This window comes from Streptomyces albiaxialis (assembly GCF_039530985.1).
Lineage (GTDB): Bacteria > Actinomycetota > Actinomycetes > Streptomycetales > Streptomycetaceae > Streptomyces > Streptomyces albiaxialis.
Genome location: NZ_BAAAPE010000013.1, coordinates 479645 through 495362, shown reverse-complemented (window position 1 = coordinate 495362; position 15718 = coordinate 479645). Strand labels below are relative to the sequence as shown.

Sequence of the window (15718 nt, the reverse complement as noted above, 5' to 3'; positions counted from 1 at the left end):
GCCTTCCTCACTGCGCGCGCAGCGCGATCTGGAGAGCGGTCAGGTTCTGGTGCATCACTGAGAAGTAGTCCTGCTCCTTGGGGTCCTTGAGGCTCTCCAGGGGGCTGAGGACGGCGGTCTTCAGCCGCAGGTCCTTCGCGAGCGTCTTGGCGGTCTTGTCGCTGGCGGTGTCCTCGAAGAAGACGGTGTCGACGTCGTCCTCCTTGGCGATCTCGTGGAGGTTCTTCATCCGGGCCGCGCTGGGCTCGGACTCGGGATCGATGCCGGAGACGGCCTCCTCGTGCAGCCCGTAGCGCTCGGCGAGGTAGCCGAAGGCGGCGTGCGTGGTGATGAAGGTGTCGGACTTCTTCTTCTTGAGCCCGTTCTTGAAGTCCTTGTCGAGGCTGTGCAGCCGCTTCACGAGCGCGGTGGTGTTCTTCTTGTACTCGGCCTTGTGGTCGGGGTCGGCCTTCTGGAGCGTCTTCCCGACACCCTCGGCGACCTCCGCGTAACGCACCGGGTCCAGCCAGATGTGCGGGTCACCGGCGGCGTCGTCCCCGTGATCGTGCCCTTCGTGTCCCTCCTCGCCATGGCCTTCGTCCCCGTGGCCCTCTTCCTCGTGGTCGTGGCCGTGGCCCTCCTCGCCGTGCACGTCCGTCCCGTGCTTTTCGAGGGAGGTGAAGGAGGTGGCCTCCGCGACGTTCTCGACCTCGGACTGCTTGACGGCCTCGTCGACGGCGGGCTGGAGCCCCTTGAGATAGACGATCACGTCCGCCTCGCTGAGCTTGCCGGTCTGCTTCGGGCTCAGCTCCAGGTCGTGCGGCTCGACGCCGGGCTTGGTGAGGTTGTCGACGCTCACATGATCCCCGCCAATCTGCTGGGCGAGGAACTGCATCGGATAGAACGAGGCGGAGACGTGCACCTTGCCGTCGTCGGCCGCGTCGCTCCCGCAGGCGGCCAGGGAGAGCGAGCCGACGCCGAGAACGGTGGCGGCGGCAGCGGTGCGTATCAGCCGACGAGGGCGCAGGTGGGTGTTCATGACACTCATTTTCACCCTAGATGGAAACGATTGTCAACTAAAGCTTTGCGCTCCGTGAACAGCGGCCCCGAACCCCGAACCCCCACGTATCCGGAACCGATTTGATCCGCCCCCCTCCGGTCCCAGTAATCTGAGGTATTCCGTCGTCGTTAATGAAGAGAGCACCGTGGCCGCCGACAAGATCGACACAATCGTCAGCCTGAGCAAGCGCCGTGGCTTCGTCTACCCGTGCAGTGAGATCTACGGCGGTCAGCGGGCCGCCTGGGACTACGGGCCGCTCGGTGTGGAGCTCAAGGAGAACATCAAGCGCCAGTGGTGGCGCGCCATGGTCACCTCGCGCGACGACGTCGTCGGAATCGACTCGTCGGTGATTCTGGCCCCCGAGGTCTGGGAGGCGTCCGGTCATGTCTCCACCTTCACCGATCCGCTCACCGAGTGCACCTCGTGCCACAAGCGGTTCCGCGCCGACCACCTGATCGAGGCGTACGAGGCGAAGCACGGCCGCGAGCCCGAGAACGGCCTGGCGGACATCAACTGCCCGCACTGCGGCAACAAGGGCGGCTTCACCGAGCCCAAGCAGTTCTCCGGCCTGCTCTCCACGCACCTCGGCCCCACCCAGGACTCCGGCTCGGTCACGTACCTGCGCCCCGAGACGGCCCAGGGCATCTTCACCAACTTCGCGCAGGTGCAGCAGACCTCGCGCAAGAAGCCCCCGTTCGGCATCGCCCAGATGGGCAAGTCGTTCCGGAACGAGATCACGCCGGGCAACTTCATCTTCCGCACCCGCGAGTTCGAGCAGATGGAGATGGAGTTCTTCGTCAAGCCGGGCGAGGACGAGGAGTGGCAGCAGTACTGGATGGAGCAGCGCTGGGCCTGGTACCGCGACCTGGGCATCCGCGAGGAGAACATCCGGTGGTACGAGCACCCGAAGGAGAAGCTCTCCCACTACTCCAAGCGCACCGCCGACATCGAGTACCGCTTCCAGTTCGGCGGCAGCGAGTTCGGTGAGCTGGAGGGCATCGCCAACCGCACGGACTTCGACCTCTCCGCCCACTCGAAGGCGTCCGGCCAGGACCTGTCGTACTTCGACCAGGAGGCCGGCGAGCGCTGGTTCCCGTACGTCATCGAGCCCGCGGCCGGCGTGAACCGCGCGATGCTCGCCTTCATGCTCGACGCCTACGTCGAGGACGAGGCGCCCAACGCCAAGGGCAAGATGGAGAAGCGCACGGTCATGCGCCTCGACCCGCGCCTCGCGCCGGTCAAGGTCGCCGTGCTCCCGCTCTCGCGCAACGAGAAGCTGTCGCCGAAGGCCCGTGGCCTCGCGGACACGCTGCGCAAGCACTGGAACATCGAGTTCGACGACGCGGGCGCCATCGGCCGCCGCTACCGCCGCCAGGACGAGATCGGCACGCCGTTCTGTGTCACCGTCGACTTCGACACCCTCGACGACAACGCCGTCACGGTGCGTGAGCGCGACACCATGAAGCAGGAGCGTGTCTCGCTGGACCAGATCGAGGGCTACCTCGCGAGCCGCCTGATCGGCTGCTGACAGCCCGCTGACGGGCTGCTGGGCCGCGACTCTGTGGCTCTGTGGCTCGGCGGAACGGCAAGGGAGAAGGGCCGGCGGAACCTGGTTCCGCCGGCCCTTCTCCCTTGCCGCTGAGGGTCAGTCCCGGCGCAGCACCAGACACACGAAGCCGAAGCTGTCGCGGTACCCGCGCAGCCACTCGTCCCTGTGCTGCCGCGCGGCCTCCAGTGCCTGCGGCGCGTCAGGGTCCTCGGGGTGGTCCAGGGCCCAGCGCGACAGCGAACCGGTCCAGCACCACTCGTAGTCGTCCAGCTCGTGCCGGGTGCTGAGGTGCGCGTACACCGGCACCCAGCCCTCGGCCACGACCTTGTCCACGGTCGCCGCCAGATCGTCGTACTCGCCGAGCAACTCCCGTGCCTCCGTGCTCGGTTCCTCCAGCCAGTACGCATCGCCGACCAGCACCGTCCCGCCGGGCGCCAGATGAGCGCGCGCCGCTTCGAGCGTGCCGAGCAGCCCGCCGAAGGCATGGGTGGCACCGACGCTCAGCACGACGTCGAACGGATGCGGCGACGCGAACCCGTCCCCCTCCGTACGGTGCAGCGTCAGCCGGTCCCCGACCCCCGCCTGCCCGGCCAGCGCACGGGCCCGCTCCAGCGCCGCCTCCGAGATGTCCACACCCTCCGCCGACACCCCGGGGTGCTCGGCGAGGGCCCGCAGCAGCCAGGCCGCCTCACCGCATCCCAGGTCGAGCAACCGCTCGTCCCCACGCCGCACGGCGTGCTGGAGGAGCCGGGTCACGGAGTCGTCGTCGAGCGGGGCCGCGATGGGGTGGTCGGTGTGGGCGAGGAGAGAGCGCTTCTGTCTGTCCATCCGGGCAGCGTCGCAGACCGCACCTCCCACCCGCCTCATCTTTTCCGCACGGCACGGCACGGGAGGGGACGAGACGGGAGGGGATGGCGCGGGAGGGGCGGGGCGTACCCGTGACTGTGCCCGTGTCCGCGTCGTCAGACCGTGCCGGAGCCCACTCCGGGCCGGATCAGCCCGCACTCGTATCCGAGGATGACCAACTGGACGCGGTCGCGGACGTCGAGCTTGTTGAACAGATGCGAGATGTGCGACTTCACCGTCGCCGGACTCACCCGGAGCTTCTGGGCGATGTCGGCGTTGGTCAGGCCGCGGGCGACGAGCAGCAGGATCTCGCGCTCCCGCCGGCTCAGCGACGTCAGCGTGGCGGGCACACGCGGCGCCTGCTCGGGCTGCGTGCAGAACTCGGCGATCAGCCGACTGGTCACCGACGGCGAGAGCAGGCTCTCACCGGCCGCCACCACCCTGATCGCGTGGAGGAGTTCGGCCGGGGGGATGTCCTTGAGCAGGAACCCGCTCGCCCCCGCGCGCAGCGCCGCGAACACGTACTCGTCCAGCCCGAACATCGTCAGCATCACCACCCGCACGCCGGTCCCGCGCAGCGCCCGCGTGGCCTCGATGCCGTCCATCTCGGGCATCCGGATGTCCATGAGGACCACGTCGGGCCGGTGCCGCCGCACCTGCTCCACGGCCGCCGCCCCGGTGCCCGCCTCACCGACGACCGTGAGGCCGGGCTCCGCCTCGATCAGCACCCGGAAACTCCCGCGCAGCAACGCCTGGTCGTCGGCGATGAGCACACGGATCGTCCCCTCCGTGCCGCCCGCTTCGGCCGGTGTCGCGCTGGTCGTGTCTGTCATGGGTGCCCCCTCGTCCGGGACGTGAAGGGTATCCGCGCGCGGACGGCGAATCCGCCGCTCTCTCCCGGCCCCGCCTCGAACTCGCCCCCGTGCAGGGCGACCCGCTCCCGCATCCCCACGAGCCCGTGTCCGGTTGTCACCTCCTCGTGGACGGCGCGTCCTGCCAGCGCCTTCTGCGGCTCTCGGGGCCTGCCCGGACCGTCGTCGGTGACGTCGATCCGCAACTCCTCTCCGTCCGTGTCCAGATCGACCCGGCACCGCGCGGGCGCCGCGTGTTTCATCACATTGGTTACTGCCTCCTGCACGATCCGGTACGCCGACAGGCTGACAGCCTCGGGCAGTTGATGGTGCGGGCCGCCCGCCAGCTCGACCGTCACTCCCGCCGTGGCCGCGTGCTCGATGAGGGTCGGCAGCGCCGACAGGTCCGGCACCGGGCCGAGTGCGGCCGAGGGCTCTCCTCCTGGGCTTCCCCTGCCCTCGCCCGCGCCGGTGGCCCGCAGCACCCCCAGCATCTGCCGCATCTCCGCGAGCGCGGTCCGGCTCGACGCCTCTATGGCGGTCAGCGCCTCGCCCGCCTCCTCCGGCCGTGCGGCCAGCACATGGTTGGCCACGCCCGCCTTCACCGCGATCACGCCGATGTGGTGGGCGACCACATCGTGCAGCTCGCGGGCTATGCGCAGCCGTTCCTCCGTCACGGCGCTCGCCGCGAGCTGCCGCGCCGACCGCTCCACGTACGCCTGGCGCTCGCGCACGGCCCGTCCCGTCGTCCACGCCGCGCCCGCCAGGACGACGCCCAGGACATGGACGACCGCGGGCCGCAGGTCCATGCGGGGACCGAGAACGAAGGTGGAGATCAGGACGAGCACGCTCGCGACGGCTATCGCTCGGGTGGGGACCCAGCGGGTGCGCCCGGAGACGACCGCCACCGAATACAGCGCGAAGGAGATCGCGAGCAGGGGCTCGGCGACCACGCCCGACACGGCACCGGCGAACGAGGCCACCGTCACGACGGCAAGCACCGGCACCGGCCACAGACGGCGGACCGCGAGGGGCAGCGCCATCGCCGCCACGAGCAGCAGCCGGACGGGGAGCGGGACTTCGTCCGCGCGCGGGGTGGAGAAGGGAACGGACAGATACAGAACGAGTAGTTCGGCGGCGGCCAGGCAGTCCAGCCCCAGCAGCTCGCTTCGGCGCAGCGGACGGACGGCCAGCTCGCGCCAACGACGGGAGTGAGCCACGCGATTCACGGTACCGACGCGGTCAGCGCTCCGCTTCGCCCTGCGGGATGACCGACCGTGGGGGGATGTGCGCGGAGCGATGTTCGGCTAGAACCACCCGAGCGAGGCGCATCAGCCGGTCCGCGTACGGATGCGCGCCCTGCACGGGGCGCACCAGCCGCAGCGGCACCGGGTCGACGCCGGTGAGCGGGACGAACGTGACGGCGGGGTGCGGGCGCCGCCTGCGCAGCAGCGCCGGCCCGACGCCGATGCCCCGGCCCGCCGCGATCAGCTCCAGCCACTCGTCGAAGTTGCCGCACTCCACGACCGTTCCGGGGCGGTGCGCGGCGGGCCAGCAGTCGCCGCGCACGGTGCCGCTGACCGTGTTGGCGACGATGGCGTGCCGGGCCAGCTCCGTCCACTCCAGGGACGCGCGTCCCGCGAGGGGCGAGCCCTGCGCCACCGCGGCGACCTGCCGTTCCCTGCCCAGCTCCAGGGAGCGCAGGCCGCGCGGCACCTCCTTGGTGCGCAACAGCGCCACGTCCACGGCGCCCTGTGTCACGCCGGCGTGCAGCTCGTCCTTGCGCGACAGCTCCACGGAGACGCCCGTCTCCTCCTCGAAACGCCCGATGGCCTCGTGCAGCCAGTCGCCCGGCAGGAGCCAGGTGAAGCCGAGCCGCACCGGGGCGGGACCGGCGGCGGGCGAGAGGGCCGCCTCCAGGCGCGGCAGCAGGACGAGCAGCTCGCCCCGCAGCCGTTCGCCCTCCGGGCTGAGCGCGACCTGCCGCGTCGTACGGTCGAGGAGCCGGACCCGCAGCTCTTCCTCCAGGCGGTGGACGGTGCGGGTGAGGGTGGGCTGGGATGTGCCCAGTTCGGCCGCCGCCTGTGTGAAGTTGAGCGTCTCGGCGAGGGTGAGGAAGGCGCGGAGCTGCCGCAGCCCGATGTTCCGGTCGAGCACGCCCGTTCCTCCCTCTACGGCTACCGGCTTCCGGCTTCCGGCCGCGTTGGCCGCTCGGGCCAGTCCGGTCAGCCTGGCCGATCCGGCCGGTCCCGGCCCCCGTCGCGTCCCCGCGTCCCGGCCCGGCACGCTGGTTCAGTCCTGTGCGGCCAGCGTAGGACGTGCCCGCCGCGTGGCCGTACGCACCCAGGTGAGCTGCGTGAGGAGGCCGAGGAGGGCGAAGCCCGCCGCGCAGAGCGGCAGCACGGACGCGTCCCAGCCGAGCCCGAACGCGAGGCCGCCCAGCCCCGAGCCCACCGCGCTGCCCAGATAGAGCGCGGATTCATTGAGCGCGACGGCGACCGTTCCGCCGCCCGTTCCCCGCGCGGTCGTCAGCTCGTGCTGCTGCGGCACCTGGAGCGCCCATCCGGCCGCGCCCCACACGGCCAGGGGGAGGAGGGCGAGCAGCGGCGTGACGGAGGCGGTGACCCGGAACGCGGCCAGGGCGCAGCACAGTACGGCCATCACGCCCACGACCAGCGCGTACGGACGCCGGAAACGGTCCACCAGCGGGCCGATCAGCACGCTGCCCAGCACTCCGCCGACGCCCCAGGCCCACAGGTACGGGGTGATGCCGTGCACCCCGCCCATCTCGCGGGACTCCATGACGGGCGCGAGATACGTGTAGAGCCCGAGGCTCCCGACGGCGGCGAGGAACGAGACGGTCACGACCGACGCCACCCGCCCGTCGGCCAGCACGGCCAGCCTGTCGCGCAGGGACGGCGAGGATGCCGTGTCGCCCAGGAGACGCGGCAGCCGCACGGCCAGCCCCGCGAGCGACAGCACGCCCAGAACGGCCACCAGGCACAGCGTGGCCCGCCAGCCCGCGTGCCGCGCGAGCAGCACCCCCACGGGCACGCCGAGCACGGTGCCGCTGCTCATCCCGCCCATGATCATGGCGAGTGCCCGCCCTCTGCGCTCCGCGCTCACAAGCGTGGTCGCGCAGGAGGCGGCCAGCGCGAGGTACAGCCCCGCGCCGACGCCCGCCACGGCACGGGTGACCAGCAGCGCGGCGAACGAGGGCGCGAGCGCGCTGCCCGCGTTGGCGAGGGCGAACACCGCGAGGGAGACCAGCAGCCCGGTCCGTTGCCGCGCGGCGGACAGAAGGGTGGCGCACAGCGGAGAGACGAGCGCGTAGGCGAGCGTGAAGGCGGTCACCGTCTGGCCGGTCGCGGAGACCGAGGTGCCGAGATCGTCGGCCATGGCGGACAGCAGCCCGGCGGTGACGTACGCGTCGAGGCCGAGCGCGAACGTACCGAGAGCCAGCAGAAGAACGAGACGCACGGGTGGTCCTTGCGTGAGACGTGGTGGTGAACGAGCTGTGGCGCCACGTCCGGGACGCTATGCGGGTGCGGGGGAGGGCAGAAATACACAGCCTGGGCCGCCTATACGCGATCCGTATAGATGCGAGATGCGAGATGCGAGATGCGAGATGCGAGATGCGAGATGCGCGATCCGCGATCCGCGATCCGCGATCCGTGGTTCGTACAGGCGGCCGGGACCGTGAACGCGAGGGAGGGGCGGCCGGGCGGTGCGGTCCGGTCCGGTCCAGGACAGGGGCCGCCCCTCCCCGTCACCCCTCGGACGTGACGTCCGTCGGCACACGGAGCCCCACCGCGAAGAGCCCGGCCAACCCGGCGACCTGCACGGACAGTGCGACGAGGAGCGCGTCCCGCATGCCCAGCACCGGGATCAGCGCCAGGAAGAGCGAACCGAGCGCGGCCACCCCGAGGGCCAGGCAGGACTGCTGGGTCGTCGCGGCGAGCCCGCTGCCCGCGCCCGCGTGGGACGCGGGAACGGCCGAGAGCACCAGACGGAAGTACGAGGGCAACTGCAGCCCCTGCCCCAGGCCGCACAGGACGAAGCCGGGCGCGAGGCCGGCCCAGGAGAGCTCGGGCCACCAGGCCAGCGCGGCGAGCCCGACCAGGGCGAGACCGGCGGAATGGACGACGGCACTGAGAGCGAGCACGCGGCCCGTCCCGAGGCGCTCGGTGATCCGTGGCGCCGCGACCGACGACGCGAACTGCGCGATCCCCAGCGGTACCAGCGTCAGTCCGGCCTGCAGCGCCCCGTACCGCAGACCCTGTTGCAGAACGAGAGCGATGTCGAACATCCAGGCGCTGAACCCCAGAAACAACGGCAGCCCGGCCAACAGGCCACGCCGGACACCCGGTTCGCGCAGCAACGACGGAGGCAGCAGCGGACTGCCGCCCGACCGCTCGGCCCGCGCCTCGACCGCGAAGAACGCCCAGCCCAGGAAGGGCGCCGCGACCAGCGCGGCCACAGACCACAGCGGCCATCCCGCGGCCCGCCCCTCGGTGAGCGGCAGCAGAAGGGCGACCAGCGCGGCCGTCAGCAGCACGGTGCCCGGAATGTCACCCCGCGCGGGCCTGTCCGAACGGCTGTCGGGCACGCTCCGCACACCGAGCAGCAGAGCGAACAGTACGACGGGCACGTTCACGAGGAAGATCGCACGCCAGCCCGAGCCCCCCAGGTCCGCGGCGACGAGGACCCCGCCCAGCACCTGCCCCAGGACCATGGAGATACCGCCGACCGAGCCGTACAGCGCGATGGCCCGGCTGCGCCGACGACCCTCGGTGGTCGCGTGGATGGTGGCGAGCACCTGCGGGAGCATCATCGCGGAGGCGGCGCCCTGGGTGAGCCGCGCCAGGATCAGCGACCACGCGTTCGGCGCGAGCCCGCACGCGAGCGAGGTGACCCCGAAGGCGGCGACGCCCCAGAGGAAGAGCCGCCTGCGCCCATGGGAGTCGCCGAGCCGTCCGCCCAGGACCAGCAGGGCCGCGTATGCGACCGCGTAGCTGGCGACGACCATTTCGAGCGCGGCCGGGGAGGCGTCCAGATCGCGTTGGATGCTGGGAAAGGCGACGTTGACGATGAAGAAGTCCACCATCGGCAGCGCCGCGCCGAGCAGCACGGTCACCAGCCCGAGCGGGCTCAGCGCCGCCGCGGCCGCCGGCTTGCCGTCGGCCGCACCGCGCGCCGGGGGCCGGGACGAGGAGGGCGGGTGGGATGGAGAGCCCGGGTGGGACGGAGGGGCGGGCCGAGTCGGAGAGGACGGGGAGGGGCGGTCGGCATCGGTAGTGACTGTGACTGAGGTGGTGACGTTGTCGCTCACGACACCCGACAGTGATCGCCCCGCGAACCTGGTACCAGACGCTCTTTATCCTGGTACCAGCACTACCTGGCATACGCCTCCCCTCATGTCGCAAGCTGGGTCCATGAGCGCCAGCGCCCCCGAGTCCCCGCCCGAGTCCCGGCCCGAGACACCCGCCGCCGACCGGGTCCGCCGGAGCGAGCTCGCGGCCTTCCTGCGCAGCCGCCGCGAACGCATCACCCCCGAGCAGGCCGGCCTCCCGCGCGGCCCCCGCCGCCGCACCCCCGGGCTGCGGCGCGAAGAGGTCGCGCATCTCTCGACGGTGGGCGTCACCTGGTACACCTGGCTCGAACAGGGGCGTGACATCCATGTCTCGGCACAGGTCCTGGACGCGCTCTCCCGGGCCCTGATGCTCGACACCAGCGAACGCGCCCACCTCTTCGCCCTGGCCGGAACGGCCGACCCGATGCCGACGGACGACACCACCGTCCTGCCGCCCGGAGTCCGGAAGATGCTCAGGCAGCTCGAACCCTTCCCGGCCTGCGTCCAGAACGCCCGCTACGACATCCTCGCCTACAACCGCGTCTACGGACGTCTCCTCGGCGACCTCGACGCCCACCCCCCGAGCGACCGCAACTGCATGTGGCTCGCCTTCACCGACCCCGACTGGGGAGCGGGCATGCCCGACCGGGACGAGACGGTCCGCCTGATGGCCGCCCGCTTCCGCGCCCGGATGGCCGAGCACCTCGCGGAGCCCGCCTGGAAGGCGCTGCTGAAGCGGCTCCAGGCCTGGCCCGAATTCCGCGACGTGTGGCAGCGACACGAGGTGGCCCGCGCCGTCGACAAGTCCAAGCGGTTCCTCAACCCCCATGTCGGCATGCTCCATTTCACGTATCACGGCCTCTGGCTGAACCCTGTCGAGGGCGCCCGCATGGGCGTGTACGTCCCGGTGGACGAACAGTCCCAGGAGCGAGTGGAGCGGCTGCACGCCCTGGTGACCAGGGACGAAGCCGCGGTCGACGGTGAACTCAAGGTCGGCCCGCGGACCGAAGCCGGAACCGGACTTGGGGCCCTGGCACTGGCCGTGGCCGGGTTCGAGGACAGGCCGGCGGCCGATAGCGGCGGCTGACGAGGAGTCCCGCGAGCCACCCGGTTTCGACCGCCGGACTGGTCCGGCCCCTGGACGCAGCTCTGGGCCCGGGACCACCGCCCCGGCCCAGACCTAACCCTGGGCCCTGGACTTCGACCCCAGACCTCAGGTCCCGGCCCGGGCCCCGGACCGGGCCGACTTCGACCCCAGACCTCAGGCCCCGGCCCGGCCCCCGGCCCCCGGCCCGGGCCCCGGACCCGGCCCTGGGCTCAGGGCCCCCGGACCCCGATCCGCAGCCATCGTGCCCCCGCCCCCTCACTAACCTCTCCTCACAGCGCCTCGTCCTCGGCGACGGCCGTGCGCGGGAGCCACAGACAGAGCAGGGCGCAGCAGGCGGCTGCTCCCGCTGCCCAGGGCACGGCGTGCACGAACGCGTCGGTCATGCCGCCGTCGGTGTGCCGGAAGAAGACCGAGCCGATGACCGCGACCCCCACCGCACCGCCGAACTGCTGGGCCGTCGAGAAGATCCCGGAGGCGCCCCCGGCGAGGTCGGCAGGCACGGCGGACAGCACCACGTTCACCAACGGGACGACGAGGAAGCCCAGCCCTGCTCCCGCCAGCACCAGCCCCGGGACCAGCGGCCAGGCGCCGGTGTGCGCGGCGGAGGCACCGTCGGCCGCAGACCACAGCCACCCGAAGCCGCCCGTCATCATCAGCGCACCCGCGACGAGCAGCCAGCGCCCGAAGCGCACCGCGAGGCCGGAGGCCGCGGGGGCGGTCAGGAAGCCTCCGGCGGAGAAGGCGACCGTGACCAGGCCGGCCTGGAGCGGGGTGTAACCCTCGCCGGCCTGGAGCCACAGGGCGAAGATCAGGAAGAAGCCCTGGAGGCCGACGGCGAACAGCATCTGCACCAGCACACCCACGGAGAACGCCGGATTGCGGAAGGCCCGCGCGGGCAGCAGCGGCGTGGTCAGTCCCCGGCGGCGTGACTCGACGACGGCGACACCCACGATCACGAGCACCCCGGCCGCCATGCACAGCCAGCCCCAGGCGGGCCACCCCCAGCCGTCCCCCTGCACCAGCGGCAGCACGACGGCGACCAGCCCCGCGGCCAGCGCCAGGCTCCCGAGCACGTCCGGGTGCCGGGTCCCCTTCTCCCGTGTGGCGGGGACGACCAGGAGACCGGCGATCAGGGTGGCCGCCGCCACCGGAACGTTGATCAGGAATATGGAGCGCCAGCCCCAGCCGAAGAGGTCCGCGTCGGTGAGCACGCCGCCGAGCAGGATCCCCACCGCGGAGGCGAAGCCCGCCACCGCCCCGTACATCCCGAAGGCCGCGCCGCGCTCCTTGCCCTGGAAGAGGGTGCGGAACGAGCCGAGGACCTGCGGCAGGACCAGGGCGGCGGCGACCCCCTGCACCGCGCGCGCCGCTATGAGCTGGCCCGGCGACTGGGCGATGCCGCAGGCCAGGCTCGCCAGCCCGAAGCCGCCGGTGCCGAGCAGGAACAGGGCCTTGCGTCCGTACCGGTCGCCCAGGTGTCCGGCGACGATCAGCGTCGCGGCGAAACCCAGCATGTACGCCGACATGAGCCACTGGAGGGCGCTCTCCGGGGCGCGCAGATCGCGGCCTATGGAAGGCAGCGCCACGTTGACGATCGTGATGTCGATCATGTCCATCAGCGCGGCGACCATCATCACCACCGCGGCCGCCCAGCGGCGCGGATGCGGCGGGGGAGCGGGGTCCGGCGCGGACACCGGGGACGTGGGCAGGGTCTGGGCGGGCATCTCAGGGCTCCGTCTCGTCGAGGGCCCCGAGTGAGGAGGCCCGCAGATTCTTTCGTTCGTCCTAACGAAATAAATGCTGGCACGCGGAACCTCCCTCACGCAAGTACTTCGTTCGGGCGAACGAAATTCCTTGCTAAGGTGGCGACATGGACAGTGAGGACGCGCACGGCACTGACGGCGAGGGCGAGGGCGAGGGGCGTCGGGCCAAGGTGATAGGCGAGCTGATCCAGGCCGAGCGGGAGATGAGCTCGGTCGCGGTGATGTTCCACAGCGCGCTCGCCGAGAAGCGGGGGCTGAGCGCGATCGAGACCAAGACGCTGGACTGGCTCGACCGGGACGGGGCGCTCACCGCCAAGGAGCTGGTGAACCGTTCAGGGCTGGCGCCCGCCTCGGTCACCGGCCTGGTCGACCGGCTCACGAAGAAGGGGTACGTCCGCCGTGTCCCGCACCCCAGCGACCAGCGGCGCGTGCTCATCGAGGTCATCCCGGAGGGGCAGGCCGACCTGGGAGTGCTGTTCGAGGACTTCAAGCACGAGGTCGACGAGCTGCACTCCGAGTTCAGCACCGAGGAGCTGGAGCTGGTCGCCCGGTTCATCAGCGAGGCGACCAGGAGGCAGCGCCGGGCCGCCGCCCGCCTCACCGGCGCGGACTCTCAAGACGGCCCCGACGGCGAGGAGTGAGCACCGTGAGCCCGTTCCGGGACGAGGCCAGGGCAGGCCAGGGCAGAGCAGGGCAGCATGAGCATGGGCCACAGCAGCGGATCGGCGCGAGCCCCGGAAAGACCGGAGCGCCGACCGGCACGACAGCCGGCCGCCGGAAAACACGCTGGTCGGGCACCCGCCCGTATGGGGGACAATAGGGGGTCTGCCCCTGACCGCCGGAGGACGCCCGCCCTATGACCCAGCAGCTCCGCATCGGACCGCACGCCGTTCAGCCGCCCGTGGTGCTGGCTCCCATGGCGGGGATCACCAATGCGCCGTTCCGGACGTTGTGCAGGGAGTTCTCCGGCGGGCAGGGCCTGTTCGTCAGCGAGATGATCACCACGCGGGCGCTGGTCGAGCGCAACGAGAAGACGATGCAGCTCGTCCACTTCGACGAGACCGAGAAGCCGCGCTCCATCCAGCTCTACGGCGTGGACCCGGTGACCGTCGGCAAGGCCGCGCGCATGATCGCGGACGAGGACTTGGCCGACCACATCGACCTCAACTTCGGCTGCCCCGTCCCCAAGGTGACCCGCAAGGGCGGCGGCTCCGCGCTGCCGTACAAGCGGCCGCTGCTGCGCGCCATCCTCCACGAGGCCGTGAGCAACGCGGGCGGACTGCCCGTGACCATGAAGATGCGCAAGGGCATCGACGATGACCATCTGACCTATCTGGACGCGGGCCGGATCGCCGTGGACGAGGGCGTCACGGCCATCGCCCTGCACGGCCGCACCGCCGCGCAGCACTACGGCGGGACGGCCGACTGGGACGCCATCGCGCGCCTCAAGGAGGCGGTCCCGGAGATTCCCGTGCTGGGCAACGGCGACATCTGGTCCGCCGACGACGCGGTCAGGATGATGCGCGAGACCGGCTGCGACGGCGTGGTCGTCGGGCGCGGCTGCCTCGGCCGGCCCTGGCTGTTCGGCGATCTGGTGGCGGCCCTGTCGCCCGACGGGTCGCGGGAGTTCGCCCGTCCCACCTTCCGCGAGGTCGCCGACGTGATGGTGCGGCACGCGCGGCTGCTGGGGGAGTGGCTGAACGACGAGGCGCGGGGCGTCATCGACTTCCGTAAGCACGTCGCCTGGTACACGAAGGGCTTCTCCGTCGGCTCCGAGGCGCGCAAGCGGCTGGCCGTCGCCGGTTCGCTGGAGGAGCTGCGCACCCTCCTGGACGGGCTGGACCTCGACCAGGAGTGGCCGGAAAGCGCCGACGGCCCCCGGGGCAGGACGCATTCCCGCAACAAGGTCGTGCTCCCCGAGGGCTGGCTGGACGATCCCTACGAGTGCGGCGCCCTCGCGCCCGACGCCGAGCTGGAGACCTCCGGCGGCTGACCGCCACCACGGGCTCCGTAGGGCAACGACTCCGGAGACCACCACGGCTCCGTGACTCCGGAGGCCACCACGGCTCCGTAAGCACCGCTGCTCCAGAGGCCACCACGGCTCCGGAGGTCACCACAGTCCCGAGGAGACCCCGGGGCCCGGAGGACACCGGGGGCCGTGGCGGCGGTCAGCCGCTCACCCCGCGAGCGAGCGCAGCAGCTCCGCCTCGCGCTCCGGCGCGAGCCCGTGCCGCGGCCGGTCGGGCCGCAGCGGCGCCTCGCCGCCGAGCGAGCACAGCCACTCCCACGTCCCCGCCGCCGTCTCCGCGAACGGACGGCAGCGCAGCCCGGCGGCGAGTGCCTTCGTCACGTCGCTGCGGTGGAGCGTGTCGTACAGGTCGCCGCCCGGCGGCACCCATACGGGCAGCTCGGTCCAGGGTTCGACTCCGGCACGCGTGAGGAAGTCCGGGTCCGCCCAGCGCAGTTCCGCGTCCGCACCGGTGACCCGGACCATCGTCTCCATCAGCTCCCGCATGGTGGTGTGTCCGGGCGGACTGACCAGTCCGTACGGGCCGTGCAGTCCGGCCTCTGCCGCGTCGAGCGTCCAGTCGGCGAGGTCGCGGACGTCGATGTACTGGAGCTCCAGTCCGGGCGGCCCGGGGGCCAGGATCTCGCCGCCGCGGGCGACACGGTTGAGCCACCAGGGCAGCCGTCCGATGTTCTCCCAGGGCCCGAGGATGAGCCCCGCGCGCACCAGGAGGGCACGTTCTCCGAAGGCGTCCGTCGCGGCCAGTTCGCCGCCCCGTTTGGCGCGTGCGTAGTCCACGTCGCCGCCGTCGTCCGGCGAGCCTTCCACGACGGGCCGGTCCTCGCCCCTTCCGGGCGCTGCCGGGAACGCGTAGACGGAACCGCTCGACACATAGACGTACCGTCCCGCACGGTCGGCCAGCAGGCGGGCACTGTCGCGTACGGCGGTGGGCGCGCCGCTCCAGGTGTCCACCACGGCGTCCCAGGGCGCCAGGTCCGGGCCGGAGAGCGCCTTCAGCCCGCCCTCGGCCGTCCGGTCCCCGTGCAGAACCCCGACGCCCGGCGGCGGTTCGTGGCGGCCCCGGTGGAAGACCGTCACCTCCCAGCCGCGTCCGAGCGCCGCCTCGACGACGGCCCGCCCCACGAACTCCGTCCCGCCCAGCACAAGAAGTCTCATGCGCCGACTCTGCCCGTCGCGGGCC

General features: G+C 71.8%; 13 protein-coding genes. 4 read left to right on the top strand and 9 right to left on the bottom strand.

What is annotated here, in order from left to right; all coding sequences use genetic code 11:
- Positions 1-7 precede the first annotated feature (7 nt).
- Positions 8-1018 carry a metal ABC transporter substrate-binding protein gene (locus ABD343_RS25855; protein ID WP_344531725.1) on the bottom strand — a complete coding sequence of 337 codons (1011 nt, stop codon included), beginning with the start codon at positions 1016-1018 and terminating at the stop codon, positions 8-10.
- Positions 1019-1184: 166 nt separating this feature from the next.
- Here ABD343_RS25855 and ABD343_RS25850 point away from each other — a divergent pair, with 166 nt between their 5' ends.
- Positions 1185-2567: a glycine--tRNA ligase gene (locus ABD343_RS25850; protein WP_344531724.1), complete on the top strand. Its 1383-nt coding sequence runs from the start codon at positions 1185-1187 to the stop codon at positions 2565-2567.
- Between the two features lie 117 nt (positions 2568-2684).
- On the opposite strand, the gene ABD343_RS25845 is transcribed toward ABD343_RS25850, so the two are convergent.
- From ABD343_RS25845 to ABD343_RS25820, 6 genes are all read right to left on the bottom strand, one after another.
- Positions 2685-3416: an SAM-dependent methyltransferase gene (locus ABD343_RS25845; protein WP_344531723.1), complete on the bottom strand. Its 732-nt coding sequence runs from the start codon at positions 3414-3416 to the stop codon at positions 2685-2687.
- A 134-nt stretch (positions 3417-3550) separates the two neighbouring features.
- Positions 3551-4267 carry a response regulator gene (locus ABD343_RS25840; protein ID WP_344531722.1) on the bottom strand — a complete coding sequence of 239 codons (717 nt, stop codon included), beginning with the start codon at positions 4265-4267 and terminating at the stop codon, positions 3551-3553.
- Positions 4264-5505: a sensor histidine kinase gene (locus ABD343_RS25835; protein WP_344531721.1), complete on the bottom strand. Its 1242-nt coding sequence runs from the start codon at positions 5503-5505 to the stop codon at positions 4264-4266. Before ABD343_RS25835 ends, ABD343_RS25840 begins: the two co-directional genes overlap by 4 nt.
- A 22-nt stretch (positions 5506-5527) precedes the next feature.
- A complete protein-coding gene (locus tag ABD343_RS25830) occupies positions 5528-6442 on the bottom strand; it encodes a LysR family transcriptional regulator (protein ID WP_344531720.1) in 915 nt (304 codons plus the stop codon).
- Between the two features lie 135 nt (positions 6443-6577).
- Positions 6578-7765 carry an MFS transporter gene (locus ABD343_RS25825; protein ID WP_344531719.1) on the bottom strand — a complete coding sequence of 396 codons (1188 nt, stop codon included), beginning with the start codon at positions 7763-7765 and terminating at the stop codon, positions 6578-6580.
- 289 nt (positions 7766-8054) lie between these two features.
- Positions 8055-9422 (bottom strand): MFS transporter, encoded by a 1368-nt coding sequence (locus tag ABD343_RS25820; RefSeq protein WP_344531718.1) that lies wholly within the window; start codon positions 9420-9422, stop codon positions 8055-8057.
- 298 nt (positions 9423-9720) lie between these two features.
- Between ABD343_RS25820 and ABD343_RS25815 the strand changes: the two genes are divergently transcribed.
- On the top strand, positions 9721-10725 hold the full coding sequence (locus ABD343_RS25815) for a helix-turn-helix transcriptional regulator (RefSeq protein ID WP_344531717.1): 1005 nt from the start codon (positions 9721-9723) through the stop codon (positions 10723-10725).
- Between the two features lie 290 nt (positions 10726-11015).
- On the opposite strand, the gene ABD343_RS25810 is transcribed toward ABD343_RS25815, so the two are convergent.
- The gene (locus ABD343_RS25810; RefSeq protein WP_344531716.1) at positions 11016-12470 is read right to left on the bottom strand and encodes an MFS transporter; all 1455 of its coding nucleotides are present in this window, start codon (positions 12468-12470) and stop codon (positions 11016-11018) included.
- Positions 12471-12616: 146 nt separating this feature from the next.
- Here ABD343_RS25810 and ABD343_RS25805 point away from each other — a divergent pair, with 146 nt between their 5' ends.
- Both ABD343_RS25805 and dusB read left to right on the top strand, forming a co-directional pair.
- Positions 12617-13150: a MarR family winged helix-turn-helix transcriptional regulator gene (locus ABD343_RS25805; RefSeq protein ID WP_344531715.1), complete on the top strand. Its 534-nt coding sequence runs from the start codon at positions 12617-12619 to the stop codon at positions 13148-13150.
- Positions 13151-13365: 215 nt separating this feature from the next.
- Entirely contained in the window at positions 13366-14502 is a 1137-nt protein-coding gene (dusB, locus tag ABD343_RS25800; protein ID WP_344531714.1) for a tRNA dihydrouridine synthase DusB, read from the top strand.
- A gap of 183 nt (positions 14503-14685) precedes the next feature.
- Here the strand turns inward: dusB and ABD343_RS25795 are convergent, their stop codons facing one another.
- The gene (locus tag ABD343_RS25795; RefSeq protein ID WP_344531713.1) at positions 14686-15693 is read right to left on the bottom strand and encodes an NAD-dependent epimerase/dehydratase family protein; all 1008 of its coding nucleotides are present in this window, start codon (positions 15691-15693) and stop codon (positions 14686-14688) included.
- Between the last annotated feature and the right edge of the window lie 25 nt (positions 15694-15718).